The sequence below is a fragment of the Rhodoflexus sp. genome (assembly GCF_053489755.1).
This window is the reverse complement of the sequence record NZ_JBRCHD010000055.1, coordinates 14844-29902: the sequence shown is the minus strand read 5'-3', so window position 1 is coordinate 29902 and position 15059 is coordinate 14844. Positions and strand designations below refer to the sequence as shown.

The window sequence follows — 15059 nt, the reverse complement described above, 5'->3', positions numbered from 1 at the left end:
AATATGCAACCTGCATTAGAAGCAAATCCTGGTCCTTTTATTCGGTCGTTCTTCTATCCTGCCGTATTTGCCAATCGGAATGCTAATGCAAAACAAAAAGCAAATGTAGAAAAGCCTGTATTCTGGGATAAAAACCCTGCTGGTTTTGTGAAATAAATTCACATTTGGTTCAACCTCTAAATCATGATTTGAGTATGTTTCGATATATAAAGAAGTTTTCATTTGTCCTTGTCCTTGCAGCTGCAACAACCTCCTGCAAAACAGAAATGGTTGATAGAGTGCCGCCTGCGCCTGAGTTGGAAAAAGGCGCTTATATGCGCACTATTTCCGTTACGCCTGCTAATCAACAAGTTTCTGCGGCCAATATTAGCGCCGCGCAAGTAACCTACGTAATAGAAGCGGTTGATGAGCAGCGCGGCGCATTGTTGCAATCCTATGATTTACAGATACGTTTCGTGGACAGAACGCCCGCCAACGGAACGAATAACGTCGCGTATCGCAACTTCCGTTCTATTCCGGCATCGGCTTTCTCGCGAAATGAAGTAAGCGGTCTGCCGCGCCATACGATGGTCGTTCGCATGGCTGACGCGCTGCAAACGCTTGGCTTGCAAGCCAATCAAGTGGCGGCTACCGACTTGATTGAGATTGACGCGACGCTTCGCCTTACCAATGGACGTTCGTTTAACGTACGTAATACGAGCGCAAACATCACAGGCGGTCCTTATTACAATTCGCCTTTCTTCTATCGCATTACACTGGTTCCGTAAATCTGGGAATAAATCGGACGCAAAACCCGACAAATCTTGACGATTGTCGGGTTTTTTATCTGCCGATAACCAGCGCTTAAGCCAATTGTAACTTACCTGCCATGTCCTCAATCGCCTGCATGGCTTTTTCTACGTCGGTGATATTTTCTATAATCAGTACAGGGCCTTTAGTGGTTTCTTTCAGGCGGCAGGTTTTGGAGTTGCGTGTGGCATAGCGGATAATTTGCCCAAAAGTTTCACCTTGAAAGTAAGATTCCTTGTTGATAAAATACCCCTTGAGTACACCGCCTTTGAGAGTAAGTTTTTCAAATCCCATTTTTTGCGCCAGCCAACGCAGTTGTACGGTGCGCAGCAAGTCCCACACCGAGCGCGGCATCGGCCCAAAGCGGTCTATCAGCGACTGGCGGAAACGCTCTAACTCCTCTTCGGTTTTAATGCTGTCGGTTTGAGTATAAAGACGCAAACGTTCGCTAATGCCTGATACATAGGTATCAGGAATAATAATTTCAAAGTCGGTTTCAATGGTACAATCTTTCACGAAATCTTCCTGCTTGAGCGAAAGTTCGCGCTCAAATAGTTCGCGGAATTCGGTTTCTTTGAGTTCCTGAATGGCTTCGTCCAGAATCTGGTGGTACATTTCAAAGCCAATATCGGTGATGAAGCCACTTTGCTCTGCGCCGAGCAGGTCGCCTGCGCCGCGAATGTCCAAATCGCGCATGGCTACTTTGAAACCGTCGCCCAAATCGCTAAATTCTTCCAGCACCTGCAAGCGTTTGCGCGCATCTGCCGTCAGTCCGCTCATCAGCGGCGTGAGCAGATAGCAGAAGGCTTTGCGATTAGAGCGCCCGACGCGTCCTCGCATCTGGTGCAGGTCGGAAAGCCCGTAGGTATGCGCCCTGTTGATAATGATTGTGTTGGCGTTGGGAATATCCAGACCGCTTTCAATGATGTTGGTAGAAACCAGCACATCGTATTCACCCTCAATGAATTTCATCATCACGGCTTCCAGTTTTTTGCCGTCCATTTGCCCGTGTGCAATGCCGATGCGGGCATCGGGTACAAGGCGCAAGATGATGTTGGCGATTTCTTCAATATCTCCGATGCGGTTGTGTACGAAGAAAACCTGTCCGCCGCGTTGCAACTCGTAGCTAATCGCATCGCGGATGAGTTCCTCTTTGAACACGTGAATCTCGGTCGTAACGGGCTGCCGGTTAGGCGGCGGCGTGGTGATGATGGAAAGATCGCGCGCGCCCATGAGCGAAAATTGCAGCGTGCGCGGAATCGGCGTTGCCGAAAGGGTAAGCACGTCCACATTGATGCGCATTTCTTTGAGGCGTTCTTTGGTTTTGACGCCAAATTTTTGCTCTTCGTCTATAATCAGCAAGCCTAAATCTTTGAAAACCACGTCTTTGCTGACAATGCGATGCGTGCCAATCAGAATATCAATTTTACCTTCGGCAAGGTTTTGCAGGGTTTCTTTAATTTCTTTGGCAGACTTAAAGCGATTGATATATTCCACACGCACCGGAAAATTTTTCAGTCGTTCGCTGAAAGTTTTGTAGTGCTGCATAGCCAGTACGGTCGTAGGCACTAAAACAGCCACTTGTTTGCCGTCAATGGCAGCTTTGAAAGCGGCGCGAATCGCTACCTCTGTTTTGCCAAAACCTACATCGCCGCAAACGAGCCTGTCCATTGGGTAGGGCTGTTCCATGTCTGCCTTCACCGCAGCGGCGGCTTTGGCTTGATCGGGCGTGTCTTCATAAATAAAAGAGGTTTCCAGTTCTATCTGCAAATAATTGTCTTTGGAAAAAGCAAAGCCCCGTGCAGCTTTTCTCTTGGCATAGAGTTTTATCAACTCTTTGGCAATGTCGCGGACTTTCTTCTTGACGTTTTTCTTCTTGTTTTCCCAATCCGGCGAGCCGAGTTTGCTTAGCGACGGAATAGTGCCATCTTTGCCGATATATTTGGCAATTTTATGCAGAGAGTGAATGGAAATATACAAAATATCGTCGTCGCGGTAAACCAAACGGATAGACTCCTGTAGTTTGCCATTGGATTCTACCTTTTCCAGCCCTGCAAAACGCCCGACTCCATAGTCCACATGGGTTACATAGTCGCCGATTTGCAGCGATTTCAACTCGCGGATGGTCATTGCCTGCGACTTGGAAAAACGCTCCTTGGTCTTGTAGCGGTGGAAACGTTCAAACAACTGGTGGTCGGTATAGCAGGCGATTTGCAGCAGTTCGTCGCAGAAACCTTCGCGGAGCGCCAAATGCAGCGTTTGGAAGCGCATCTGCGGGTCTATCTCCTCAAAAATGGCATGCAGACGCTCCAACTGGCGGTGCTGTTCTGCCACCAGTACGTTGGTGATGCCACGCAACTGATTTTCGTCTAAGTGTTTGGCTATCAGTGTAAAGTCTTTGTTGAAAGATGGCTGCGGCTTGCTGCTGAACTCAATAGCATTGACTTTAGTGGTGAATCGCTTGCCAAATTCAAGTACAGTAAAACCTTTCAGGGCTTCTTCAAAACTTTGCGCCGTTTCAAACAAATCCTCCGGTTTGGCAACCAACTGAATGTCGCTGCCCGATACAACTTGGGTAAAATCTTGGGTGGCTTTGTCAAAATATCTACGCAAGATTTCCAGCGTAATGGCTACATCCTTGACCCAAATGCGCGTATTTCTTGGAATAAATTTCAGAAATGACTCCCGCGTTTCGTGCAAAAGTTTGGTTTGTACGTTGGGAATCAGCGAGATAGACTGTACCTGCGCTACTGAAAGCTGCGTAACGGGGTCAAACGTGCGGATACTTTCCACTTCATCGCCAAAAAGTTCGATGCGGTAGGGTAAATCGCCTGCATAGCTGAAAACGTCTATGATACCGCCGCGCACAGCAAACTGTCCGGGTTCATACACAAAATCGGTGCGCTCAAAATCGTAGTTATGCAGCAGTTCGGCAACAAACTCGCCGTTAATTTTTTCACCAACTTTTACCAAAAAAGTATGTTCAACGAGCGAGCGCTTGTTGATTACTTTTTCGGTCATTGCTTCGGGATAACTCACGATGATTTCGCCCTGCACGTAGTTTTTAGTCTGACTGATGCGGTTCAGCACCTCGGCGCGTTGCAAAATGTTGGCATTGTCCACCTCCTGAAACTGGTACGGGCGCTTGTAAGAACTGGGGAACAGCAGCACTTCCTGCCCGGGACGCAGTTGGCCTTTGAGCAGGTTCTGTAGGTCATTAAAAAAGTAGTAGGCTTCTTCTTTGTCGTGTAGCAAAAACAACTGTGGCTGCGGATTGCGCTTGTAAAGCGCTGCTGCAACTACCGCGTCCTGACTACCTGTCAGTCCATGCAACGGCAGCATAGCAGCACCCGCCTGTTCTATGCGATGTGCAATATTGGCGATAAACGCATCATTGGCATACAGCCCCAACAACTCCTGTGCAGTCATAGGGCAAATTTAGGAAAGATTCGGAAGCCTCTGATCTGTTTTCCAAAAAACGAGTAGTTTACAAGAATTCGGCGCCGCGCTTCTCGCGAACATCTTCCAGTATATACTTGATTTCCTGCTCATAGTCTTTGTGGCAGATCAGCAATACATTTTCATGGTCTACAATGATGTAATTATTAACGCCCTGCACAACAATCAGACGGTCGGAAGACGATTTGATCAAACTGTTGAAAGTTTTGTAGGTCATAATATTGCCGCTCAGCACATTTTTGTTTTCATCTTGAGGCAGGTACTCGTAAAGCGACTTCCATGTACCCAGATCTGACCAGCCCAAATTGCAAGGAACAACATACACGTTTTCAGCCTGCTCCATGATGCCATAATCAATAGAAACGCTGCGGCAGCGCTCGTAGGCCCAGTATATTGCCTGTGCCTCTTCTGCGGTATAAAACTTCGGCGTAATTGCTTCGAATACCTCGTGTATTTCGGGCAGATGCCGAAGAAAAGCCTGAATGATCGTTTTGCTGTGCCAAATGAAGATACCCGCATTCCAAACATAGTCACCGCTATCTAAAAATGCCTGTGCCAATTCTGCATTGGGCTTTTCGGTGAATGTGCGGACTTTGTAAACGTCTTCAGCCAGTAAATCATTCTCTACTATGTTGATATACCCATAGCCCGTATCGGCACGGCTGGGTGTGATCCCTAAAGTAATAATTACCTCGTGTTGATTGGCTGCATTGAGCGCAGTGAGCGCCGCCTTCTCAAAAGCGTCTTGGTAGAGAATAACATGATCGGAAGGGGCTACAAGGATGACTGCATCCGGATCTTTCACAGCAATCTTATAAGCGCCATAAGCGATACAGGGGGCCGTGTTGCGCATGAAAGGCTCGAGTAAGATCTGCTCTTCGGCAATTTGTGGCAGTTGTTCGCGTACCAGCCCCCCATAGGTCTGGTTGGTAACAACATAGATATTTTCGATCGGACAAATATTACTGAAGCGCCGTAAGGTAATTTGCAATAGCGTCTCGCCTGTGCCTAATATATCTTGGAACTGCTTGGGGCGCTCCACGCGGCTGTAGGGCCAGAAACGGGTGCCGATACCACCCGCCATGATAATGATATAGTGGTGTCTGTTCATTGTTCACATCGTTGTTAGCAATACAGTTTCTTGGCTAAAGAGTTAGCTGGGAAAAACTGCATCATTGTTGGGTACGAGATATTTCGCACCTTAAATTAGCATAATCGCTTCAATCTTGACAGCCTTTGGCTCTTTTTCTTTCAGGCGAGCCAGCAGTTGATCGCGCCACATGAACACTTCTTTGCGCAAGGGCGCTGCCTGTATTTTGATAAAAATACATTGATTGCGAATGAATATTTCGTCGGTCTGACTGCCAAAAGATGCTTGCAGCAACTCGCGGAGCGCCTGTATGATATGTACCTCGTCATACTTTCCCGAAAGTCCATATACTTCCAGCATTCGGCTGATGGCTTCTTGCAAAGGTGTTGCTTCAGATTTGCGGATATACTCGGGTGGCAGGGGTTTGGGCATATTGCAGGTTAATAACTACCCGAAGATAGTAAATTCGGGTCAGTAATATCCAATGTCTTAACTTTTTTCCTGCTAAAGATACAAGCTTCGACGAGCGTTCAGTATCAGGCCGGCAAAAATATTATTGACAGTAGGCAATTGGCAATTAATTAAGCAGCAGTTTCACTTATCGCGGTAGCCTGAAAGCCACCACGTTAGATGCCAGCGGATTGAGACCTGTGAAAATTTCTACCCCATCCTGATTGACATAGCTATCGCCTACCCGCGAAGAACCGTAGCCAACAGCATATACCATATCTCCGCGTGCAAATCCGCGGCGGACAAAGTCGCCCACAAGCAGATTCAACAAAAACTCATCACTCTGAATATTGATGGCAGAAACCGAAGCCTGATAATTAGTTGGTGAAACATTGGGCGTTCTGCCGAAGAACAGACGCACTTCGCGGCGCTGCAAAAAAGTCCCCGCAGGTCTGATTTTACCCGTAAAAGTTACAATTTCAAACTCTTCGGAAGGAGGAAAAAACATGTCTATTTCCGAAGCGATAGTAGTAGAAGGCTGTACCATTCGGATTGTACTCATATCGGTTGTATTTTGCGACAATACGCGGATGTTGAACTTGCGATACATACTCAGCGCAGGATGAGTTGCCTGCAACCAGTAAGTTCCCGGCGGTACACCCTGAATGTCAAAACGCCCCAGTGAGTCTGTTCTACCTGTAAAATTGACAATACCATTCAGCCGTATATCTACAGCAGCCCGAAAAGGCACCTCTCGCCCAAATTCGTCAAAACTGGCGATAGTACCTTTCACACCTCCCGGAGCAAGAGGAATATTATCTTGACGGGTACAGGAAAAAATCAGCAGCAAGATCGCCGCTATCAGCGTTTTTGGTATGCGCATAAGCACCTCCTTATTTACGGATACAGAACCATTAGCTTTTCAATTTAAGCAAACAATACGTAGCCGTAAAATGTTGAAAAACAATTCAGTGCATTACATCCATCTGTGGAACACAATATCGCCTACAATCTCAGGTTGGCGATAAGTCATTTGCCCAAACTCATCGGGGTGCAAGTTGCACACGGCGCGCGCGCTAATTTCATTTTCCGCATCCAAACGTGCAGTAAGCAACTGAGCAGGCAGCACAGTAAAAATTGGCGTAAAAAATCCTTTTAGTTCAGGCACATCCGCATATTGCCCATTCACAACAAAGGCTACATAAGGATGAAACAAGTTGCACAGTACAATCAGTTCATCGTTGGGTTGGCGCAGAAAAACCGCCGCATCGTGGTTACCGCCATACCCCTGCGAGGCTCGTACGAAACCCTGTAAAACAAAGCGGGAGTCTGCAAGAGCAAGTGTTTCGCAGATGTCCGTAAATACCAAAGAAGCATCTGCCATGTTTACTCGCTCATTTTCAGGAGCATAACCCGTAATACCCAATGGCAGTGTAATACCCATGCCTGTTTTAAATCGCTTTTTCGGAATTGTTAAAACTGTGTTGCCTACATTATAAAATAGTAAACATGCAAGATTCTGCACGATTTTTTTCGTACTTGCAACAAAAGTAGTCAAACATCCGACAGCTTTCCACGTTATTACTTAAAATCAAAATGCTCGTCATGCATACTTTTTCTGTGGCGCAACGCGCTCACTTGTTACAACTTATTTCAGAACAACATTTTGAACTGCTTATCATTGGCGGAGGCATTACAGGGGCAGGCATTGCGCTAGATGCTGCCGCAAGAGGCATTAAAACCTTGTTGGTAGAAAAAGGCGATTTTGCGGGCGGCACCAGCAGCCGCTCTACCAAACTCATTCACGGCGGATTGCGCTATCTGAAGCAAATGGAAGTCGGATTAGTGATGGAAACGGGCAGGGAGCGCGAAGTACTCCACCGCAACGCGCCGCACTTAGTCGTTCCTGAAAAAATGTTGCTACCGCTGATTAAAAACGGCACTTACGGACCTATAGCTACTTCTTTCGGTTTGTGGGTGTATGACAAACTGGCAGGCGTAAAAGACGATGAGCAGCGCATCATGTTAGATAAAGAACAAACCCAACGGCAAGAACCATTGCTGCGTGCCGACATATTAGAAGGCGGCGGGCTTTACATTGAATACCGCACCGACGACGCGCGCCTGACCATAGAGACGCTTAAGCAAGCCGTTGCGCATGGAGCTATTTGTCTAAATTATTTACAAGCAAACGGCTTCACCTACAACGAACAAGGAAAAATCAACGGCGTGGTGCTTTCAGACCGGCTTGGCGGCAGAACTCTCACTGCCCGCGCCGATGTAGTAGTCAATGCTGCGGGGCCTTGGGTAGATGAAGTTCGCGCGAAGGATACAACCAAACCTAATACCAACAAACACCTGCACCTGACCAAAGGCGTGCACCTAGTAGTGCCTTACTACCGCATTCCGTTGCGCCAATCGGTTTATTTTGATGTGCCTGACGGACGTATGATGTTTGCCATTCCGCGCGGGCATGTGGTCTATCTCGGCACTACGGACACTTCTTACTACGATTCGCCCGAACAGCCGCACGCCACCCGCGAGGATATGAACTACATTTTGTCATCGGTGAACAGCATGTTCCCCACCGTGCAACTGACCGTTAAAGATGTCATTTCTTCATGGGCAGGGTTGCGACCTTTGATTCATGAAGCGGGCAAATCGCCCTCGGAGCTTTCGCGCAAAGACGAAATTTTTGTTTCCGAAGGCGGGCTTATTTCCATCGCGGGCGGTAAACTGACCGGCTACCGCAAAATGGCAGCTCGCGTTTGTGACCGCGTAGCTAAATGGTTGCAAACTTATCGCGAAAAAAATACACGCCCTTGCGCAACGGAAAATATCAGCCTTTGCAACAGCGCGTTTGTCAATCAAGAGCAAGTAATATCTTACACGGCGCAAATAGCCGCCCGCATTGCCGCCGATGGTTTTGATAAATCCTACGCGCAGTTTTTGGTATTCAATTTTGGCACAGCTACCGACAATATTCTGGCAACTTTTGACGGCATCAAGTCGCAGCACAACGATATGCAGATCGCAATGGCCCTTGCCGAACTTGCCTACTGTTACCAAAACGAAATGGTTGTTACTGTTAGCGACTTTTTGATTCGCCGCACAGGACGGCTGTATTTCCACCGCCGCACAGTAGAGCCGCTCATTCGCCCGCTGGCGATGCAATTAGCCACTTGGCAAAACCTGCCCGTCGCCGTTGCCGAAAGTTGGGAAACTGATTTTATGAAAACTTATCGGGCGGCAGTTGAGTTTCTACCAGCCGAAGCCGATTCGGCGATGGTTGCCTGAGCGAATGTAGCGTACGCTTTAGCGTGCGCTAATCTGGTGTTATACAATCAATCATTCGCGCATCCTGAAGGATACGCTACATTTCCACACACTATTTACTATTGATGATTACACATGGATAAATTCACTTTTTACAACCCCACAAAAATCATTTTCGGCGTTGGCGAAATTGACAGACTAAAGGAAAATTTGCCAACTGGTGCAAAAATAATGCTGCTCTACGGAGGTGGCAGCATCAAAAAAAATGGCATTTATGAACAAGTGCAAAAGGCGCTTGCCGATTTTGCGCATATAGAGTTTGCAGGGGTAGAACCCAATCCGAAATACGAAACGCTGATGCGTGCCATAGAACTGGGGCGCAAAGAAAACATTAACTTCATTTTGGCAGTTGGCGGCGGATCGGTGCTGGATGCGGCCAAATTCATCGCCATAGCCATTCCCTACCAAAACGGCGACCCTTGGGAAATCTTGGTGAAGCGCATCGGTAGCACTATCAAAGAGGCTGTGCCTATTGGCGCTGTTCTGACTTTGCCTGCCACCGGCTCGGAAATGAACCCGAACTCGGTGATTAGCCGCGAATCTACCCGTGAGAAGCTGTCTTTTGCTTCGCCTGCCTGCTATCCGGTGTTTTCTATTTTAGACCCTATCGTAGTGCGTACCATTCCACAGCGGCAGATTGCCAACGGCATTGCAGATGCCTATACGCACGTGATGGAGCAATACCTGACCTACCCTGCCGATGCACCGCTGCAAGACCGCTTTGCGGAAAGCATCCTGCAAACGCTGATAGAAGAAGGCCCGAAAGTGCTTGCCAACCCGAACGACGCGGTGGCAGCAGGTAATTTCATGTGGTGTACGACCATGGCGCTCAACGGTCTGATTGGCAAAGGCGTACCCAACGACTGGGCGACACACATGATTGGACACGAACTCACGGCGCTGTTCAACATTGACCATGCCCGCACGCTGGCAATCGTTGCCCCGAGCCTCTATCGCGTAATGTTTGCGTTCAAGAAGGAAAAATTAGTGCAATACGCCGCCCGCGTATGGAACATCACCGAAGGCAGCGACGATGAACGCGCACAGGCAGCTATCAGCCGCACGGTGGAGTTTTTCCACAGTCTGGGTATCCAAACCCGCCTGTCTGACTATACATCGGACTATGCCGGAACCGCCGAAGAAATTGTGGCGCGATTTACCCGCCGCAACTGGGTAAAACTGGGCGAAAATGGCAATGTAACCATTGAACGGGTGAAAGAAATCGTAGAAATGAGCTACTAAAACTATTCCTCCTCAAAAATCTTCATGCCTTCGGTGCAGTTTTGGCAGATGTCAATGCTTTGGCGCGAGTGGAGCAGTGCCTGCCGAAACTGCCGATAGGTTTCCCCCCGCCAGACTTGCTGAAAGGATACCAGCTCTACATTACCGAGCGTATGGTGTGCGTCTTTGTCAAAGCAGCAGGGCACAACTTTGCCGTCCCATGTGATGACGCAGGAGTGCCACATTTTCCAGCAGGAATTTTCTAATTGATTTTTGATTTGATACGTGCCGTCGGTTTGCAGCGCATAGCGCGAATAGCGGCTTTGCGTCGGTATCAGCGGCGAACCGTTGCGGTAGTCGTAAATCTGTGCGGTTTTGAGCTGCACCTCATCTACGCCTAATGCTTTGGCAAGCGCTTTTACTTCCTCAATCTGATGTTCGTTGGGTTTGACGACCAGAAACTGAAAAATAACGTGTGGCGTAGGGCTTTTCAGTCGCTTTTTCCATAACAAAACGCGCTTAGTTCCCTCAATGACTTTTTCCAACTTACCGCCGATGCGGTATGCCTGATAGGTTGCCTGCGTAGTTCCGTCAATGGAAATAATGAGTCGGCTCAATCCGCTTTCCACCGTTTTGCGGGCGTTGTCATCGGTCAGGAAATGGGCATTGGTAGAGGTCGCCGTGTAAATGCCGCGCGCGTGTGCATAGCGTACCAACTCGGTAAACTGCGGATGCAAATAAGGCTCGCCCTGAAAGTAGAAGGTCAGCCAAATGAGGCGCGCGTGCAGTTCGTCAATGGTTTTTTTGAACAGTTCTGCCTGTAACATGCCCGTTGGGCGCGTAAAAGAGCGTAGCCCGCTCGGACATTCGGGGCAGCGCAGGTTGCACGAGGTCGTCGGCTCAATGGAAATAGCCGCAGGCAGCCCCCTGTGGAGCGGTTTGCGCAGGCGTTTAGAGAGCTGATAGCTGAGCATCAGCCACAGAAAATTCCAAATTTTGGCAGGAGTAAGCGTTTTGAGCAGTTGGAGGCGATCAGTCCAGTTTTTCAACATATACGCCGAAAAGCACAAAATAGAAGCCAATCCAAACTCCGAGCAGCGCGCTGAATACGTAGAGCAGCGTTTGCGTCTGGTAGTCCATCTGCGAATCGTTGCCGCGTAGAATATCCACCAACAGCAGACACAAAATTAGGTTAAGGAAAAAGGCGACACCTTTTATCCAATGCTTAAATCGCTTGTTGAAGCGGAGGCGATTGTCGCGCATTGCCCAGTAGCGCCGCTTGGGAGTAGGCAGGAACGACGAAGGCAGGCGGGTTACGCTGTTGCCAAGCAACAGAATCGCGCCGTTGAGCAGCACACAAGCTGCCAAAGCAACATAGAAATACTGATCGCGGGGCAGGAAGTAGTAAGGCAGACCAAGTTGGTCAAACAAAACGGCGACGTTTTCGGGCATATAGATATAGGTTACCAGCAAGACCGCCAGAAATCCCAACAAAGACAGAATCCAAAGTATTTTTGCTAAACCCATGAGAGAATAGGATTTTACGAAATTTAACGCAAAGTTATGCCAAAAACAGGCAGCGACATGAATAAAAAGGAAAAAGGAGCAAAGGGCGAAGCGATGGCTGCCGCGCATTTGCAGGCGCAGGGCTACGAGATCATCAGCCGCAACTACAAGCCACGAGGCACGGAAATAGACATCATCGCGCAGAAGGCAGGAACTGTGGTATTTGTGGAGGTGAAAAGCCGCGCAACCAATGACTTCGGCTACCCGGAAGAATCGGTAAACGCAGCCAAACAAGGGCGCATCAAACGCGCTGCCGAGTACTTCATCGCCGAGCAGGACTGGCACGGCGACATCCGCTTTGACATCATCGCCATCACCTGGTCAGACCCGCCCGAACTATTACATTTTGAAGATGCGTTTTATTAAGCGTAAAAAAATCACAGCCGCGCTGTAACCTTTCTCTCAAACGGCGGAATCAGGTCATACAAACGCAAACGGATTCAGGCAGATAATACGGAACAACGCAGATTTTTTATCAGAAAACGGTATATAAATCCTTGGAAATCAGTGTCATATGCATTCCCAAAAACAAAAACTTATCGTATCACATCCAAATCCACAAAATCCCATGAAAACCACTGTTCTCAGGTAGAGGTTACTATCAATGGCGGCGGCACAGAATTGCGCTTAGAATCTCTTTCAGGCAATGTTTACCTGCGGAAGAAAAGATAGAGGTGGCGCAAATCAAATTTTGAGTTAAATTTGAAATTTGCAACCTATCACCTACTTTGATCAGTATTCGCCATAAATTGACCTTATTTTTTCTGCTTGTCGGTATTTTGCCTTTGGCAATTACTGCCCTGCTGGAGTACCAACATATTTCCAAAACGTTGGAGAAGCGTTCGTTTGACCAACTCATCAGCGTTCGCGAAATCAAGCGAAAGCGCATTGAATCTTTTTTTGAACACAAACGCAAGGAAATCAGCTTTTTTGCGCAAAGTCGCACGGTAGTAGAAGCCATGCAAGAGTTCAAAGCAGCTTTTGCAGCCATGCGCGAAGCAAAAGTAAGCCCGCAACAACTCACAGTTTTACGCAATTACTACGCCGAAGAGCTTGTCCGCAAACTGCCTGCGCATTTACAAAAAGATATGGTCATTGACAGCCTGCTTCCACGCACGGAGGCAGGTTTGTTTTTACAGGCACAATACCTGACGCGCATACAAACGCCTTTTGCTGCCAATGCCTACCACAACACCCACGAAAAGTATCACGGGCTGATGAATCGGTTTTTGAGTACCTACGGCTACTATGATATTTTCCTGATAGACGATGAAACGGGGCATATCATTTACAGCGTGGCAAAAGAAACCGACTTTGCCACCAGCTTGCTCAATGAAGTGCACGCCACCAGTAATCTGGGGCAACTATTCCGCCGCATTCGCCACACGGGCTTGCAAACACAGGTTATTTTGTGTGATTATGATTTATACCTACCCTCCTATATGGCTCCTGCCGCTTTTTTGGCAACGCCTATTTTTGATGGAGATAAAAAAATTGGTACGCTTGCCTTTCAGGTAGCGATTGATAAAGTAGATGAGGTAATGACGGGCAACAGTGCCTGGCAGGAGGAGGGGCTGGGGAAGTCCGGTGAAACCTATATCGTAGGCAGCGACTACCGGATGCGCACCAACTCGCGTTTTATCATAGAATCGCCTGCCGAATACCTCCAACAGCTGGAACAGTACGACATAGACAGCGTTGAAAGACAACAAATTACTTTCTATCAGACAACAGTACTTTTTCAGCGCATCCAAACTGAGGCAGTCAAACGCGCTTTCAGCGGGCAGAGTGGGATAGATATTATCCGCGACTATCGGGGGGTAGATGTATTGAGTGCCTACACGCCGCTGCAAATTGCCGATGTAAAGTGGGTGCTGCTTGCAGAAATTGATGCTGACGAAGCCTTTGCACCTGTTTATGCTTTTGCATGGCGCTCGGTACGCATAGCAGGTTTGGCGGCGCTAGGAATTGTATGCTTTGCATTGCTGGTTGCTTATACGCTCACCAAACCAATTGCTGCCTTAGTGAAAGGAACAAAAGCGCTCAGTCGCGGTGAGTTGGAATCGCGCGTCAATATCACCCAAACTGATGAGCTGGGGATGCTGGCGGACTCCTTCAACCAGATGGCAGCATCGCTGCAAAAGCAACGCCGCGAACTATTGGACAAACAGGCAGAAATTGAACAACAAAAAGAGGAGATAATAGTTCAAGCAGAAAACCTGCGAAGCCTCAACAACGAACTCCAGCGCCAAAATCAGCTACTCAACGAACAAAAAGAAGAAATTGAAAGACAGGCAGCAGCCCTTGAACTTGCCAATCAGCAAGTCAGTCAGGTGCTGTTAGATTTGCGCGAAAAACAAGAGCAGATAGAAAAGAAAAACGAGCAGACCACTGCCAGCATCAACTACGCCAAGCACATCCAGCAAGCGCTGATACCTGCAAGGGAAGCTATTGCAGCAGCCATTCCTGAAAATTTTGTCCTGTTTATTCCTCGCGATATTGTCAGCGGCGATTTCTACTGGTTTGCCCGCAAAGACCATATGACCTTTCTTGCGGCAGTAGATTGTACAGGGCACGGCGTTCCCGGCGCATTGATGAGCGTAATGGCGCACAATCTGCTGCACAAAATTGTACTTTCCCAACACCACTACCAACCCGATACCATTCTTGCCGAAATGCACATCGGCGTGCGCGAATTGCTCAATCAGGATGTTACCAACAACCGCGACGGGATGGAAATTGCACTTTGTGCGATAGACCATCAGCAACGCACCCTGCATTTTGCAGGCGCAGGGCTACCGCTCTGCTATGTGGAAAACGGTGAGTTGCACGTCATCAAAGGCGAAAGGCACGCGATCGGCGGCAGCTATGGAAAATCATACGGACAAAATCTGTCCTTCACAAAACATTATTTCGATTTGACAACTGCCCAACGGACGTTTTACATCTATTCGGACGGCTTCCAAGACCAGTTTGGCGGCAAACACGACGAAAAATACATGAGCAAGCGCTTCCGAAATTTCCTGCACACGCTCAGCTTTATGCCGATGCCGATGCAACACGAGCGCCTGCAACAAGAGTTTGCTCAATGGAAAGGCAATCAGGAACAAACCGATGATGTCCTGGTTATCGGGTTCAGGATTTAGCA

12 protein-coding genes are annotated in these 15059 nt (G+C 48.1%); 5 read left to right on the top strand and 7 right to left on the bottom strand.

The annotated features are described in order from the left end of the window. The first annotated feature begins 194 nt into the window (after window positions 1–194). A complete protein-coding gene (locus tag ACWIP2_RS12790; protein ID WP_448520330.1) occupies window positions 195–767 on the top strand; it encodes a hypothetical protein in 573 nt (190 codons plus the stop codon). A gap of 76 nt (window positions 768–843) precedes the next feature. Here ACWIP2_RS12790 and mfd read toward each other — a convergent pair whose 3' ends face one another. From mfd to ACWIP2_RS12765, 5 genes are all read right to left on the bottom strand, one after another. Next, the gene (gene mfd / locus ACWIP2_RS12785) at window positions 844–4218 is read right to left on the bottom strand and encodes a transcription-repair coupling factor (protein ID WP_448520329.1); all 3375 of its coding nucleotides are present in this window, start codon (window positions 4216–4218) and stop codon (window positions 844–846) included. A 58-nt stretch (window positions 4219–4276) separates the two neighbouring features. Next, the gene (locus ACWIP2_RS12780) at window positions 4277–5359 is read right to left on the bottom strand and encodes a mannose-1-phosphate guanylyltransferase (RefSeq protein ID WP_448520328.1); all 1083 of its coding nucleotides are present in this window, start codon (window positions 5357–5359) and stop codon (window positions 4277–4279) included. Between the two features lie 90 nt (window positions 5360–5449). Then, window positions 5450–5770, bottom strand: a complete 321-nt coding sequence (locus ACWIP2_RS12775; RefSeq protein ID WP_448520327.1) for a hypothetical protein — start codon at window positions 5768–5770, stop codon at window positions 5450–5452. Window positions 5771–5936: 166 nt separating this feature from the next. Continuing rightward, a complete protein-coding gene (locus ACWIP2_RS12770; RefSeq protein WP_448520326.1) occupies window positions 5937–6671 on the bottom strand; it encodes a carboxypeptidase-like regulatory domain-containing protein in 735 nt (244 codons plus the stop codon). 93 nt (window positions 6672–6764) lie between these two features. Next, window positions 6765–7232, bottom strand: coding sequence for a hypothetical protein (locus tag ACWIP2_RS12765; RefSeq protein ID WP_448520325.1), 468 nt, complete (start codon window positions 7230–7232; stop codon window positions 6765–6767). 161 nt (window positions 7233–7393) lie between these two features. Here ACWIP2_RS12765 and ACWIP2_RS12760 point away from each other — a divergent pair, with 161 nt between their 5' ends. Together ACWIP2_RS12760 and ACWIP2_RS12755 are read left to right on the top strand one after the other, a co-directional pair. Then, window positions 7394–9085, top strand: coding sequence for a glycerol-3-phosphate dehydrogenase/oxidase (locus tag ACWIP2_RS12760; protein WP_448520324.1), 1692 nt, complete (start codon window positions 7394–7396; stop codon window positions 9083–9085). Window positions 9086–9199: 114 nt separating this feature from the next. After that, a complete protein-coding gene (locus tag ACWIP2_RS12755) occupies window positions 9200–10366 on the top strand; it encodes an iron-containing alcohol dehydrogenase (RefSeq protein WP_448520323.1) in 1167 nt (388 codons plus the stop codon). A 2-nt stretch (window positions 10367–10368) separates the two neighbouring features. On the opposite strand, the gene ACWIP2_RS12750 is transcribed toward ACWIP2_RS12755, so the two are convergent. Together ACWIP2_RS12750 and ACWIP2_RS12745 are read right to left on the bottom strand one after the other, a co-directional pair. Next, on the bottom strand, window positions 10369–11397 hold the full coding sequence (locus ACWIP2_RS12750) for a radical SAM/SPASM domain-containing protein (RefSeq protein WP_448520322.1): 1029 nt from the start codon (window positions 11395–11397) through the stop codon (window positions 10369–10371). Further along, complete coding sequence (locus tag ACWIP2_RS12745) at window positions 11378–11872, bottom strand: hypothetical protein (protein ID WP_448520321.1); 495 nt, start codon at window positions 11870–11872, stop codon at window positions 11378–11380. The genes ACWIP2_RS12750 and ACWIP2_RS12745 overlap by 20 nt, the downstream gene beginning before the upstream one ends. Before the next feature lie 57 nt (window positions 11873–11929). On the opposite strand from ACWIP2_RS12745, the gene ACWIP2_RS12740 reads away from it, so the two are divergent. Together ACWIP2_RS12740 and ACWIP2_RS12735 are read left to right on the top strand one after the other, a co-directional pair. After that, the gene (locus tag ACWIP2_RS12740; protein WP_448520320.1) at window positions 11930–12277 is read left to right on the top strand and encodes a YraN family protein; all 348 of its coding nucleotides are present in this window, start codon (window positions 11930–11932) and stop codon (window positions 12275–12277) included. 362 nt (window positions 12278–12639) lie between these two features. Next, window positions 12640–15057 carry a SpoIIE family protein phosphatase gene (locus tag ACWIP2_RS12735; RefSeq protein WP_448520319.1) on the top strand — a complete coding sequence of 806 codons (2418 nt, stop codon included), beginning with the start codon at window positions 12640–12642 and terminating at the stop codon, window positions 15055–15057. Window positions 15058–15059: the final 2 nt, after the last annotated feature.

Bases quoted from the DNA above. Each gene is read 5' to 3' on its own strand.
- ACWIP2_RS12780 (WP_448520328.1), bottom strand. From the start codon at position 5,359: ATGAACAGACACCACTATATCATTATCATGGCGGGTGGTATCGGCACC.
- ACWIP2_RS12760 (WP_448520324.1), top strand. From the start codon at position 7,394: ATGCATACTTTTTCTGTGGCGCAACGCGCTCACTTGTTACAACTTATT.
- ACWIP2_RS12740 (WP_448520320.1), top strand. From the start codon at position 11,930: ATGAATAAAAAGGAAAAAGGAGCAAAGGGCGAAGCGATGGCTGCCGCG.
- ACWIP2_RS12775 (WP_448520327.1), bottom strand. From the start codon at position 5,770: ATGCCCAAACCCCTGCCACCCGAGTATATCCGCAAATCTGAAGCAACA.
- ACWIP2_RS12750 (WP_448520322.1), bottom strand. From the start codon at position 11,397: ATGTTGAAAAACTGGACTGATCGCCTCCAACTGCTCAAAACGCTTACT.
- ACWIP2_RS12765 (WP_448520325.1), bottom strand. From the start codon at position 7,232: ATGGGTATTACACTGCCATTGGGTATTACGGGTTATGCTCCTGAAAAT.
- ACWIP2_RS12770 (WP_448520326.1), bottom strand. From the start codon at position 6,671: ATGCGCATACCAAAAACGCTGATAGCGGCGATCTTGCTGCTGATTTTT.
- ACWIP2_RS12790 (WP_448520330.1), top strand. From the start codon at position 195: ATGTTTCGATATATAAAGAAGTTTTCATTTGTCCTTGTCCTTGCAGCT.
- mfd (WP_448520329.1), bottom strand. From the start codon at position 4,218: ATGACTGCACAGGAGTTGTTGGGGCTGTATGCCAATGATGCGTTTATC.
- ACWIP2_RS12755 (WP_448520323.1), top strand. From the start codon at position 9,200: ATGGATAAATTCACTTTTTACAACCCCACAAAAATCATTTTCGGCGTT.
- ACWIP2_RS12745 (WP_448520321.1), bottom strand. From the start codon at position 11,872: ATGGGTTTAGCAAAAATACTTTGGATTCTGTCTTTGTTGGGATTTCTG.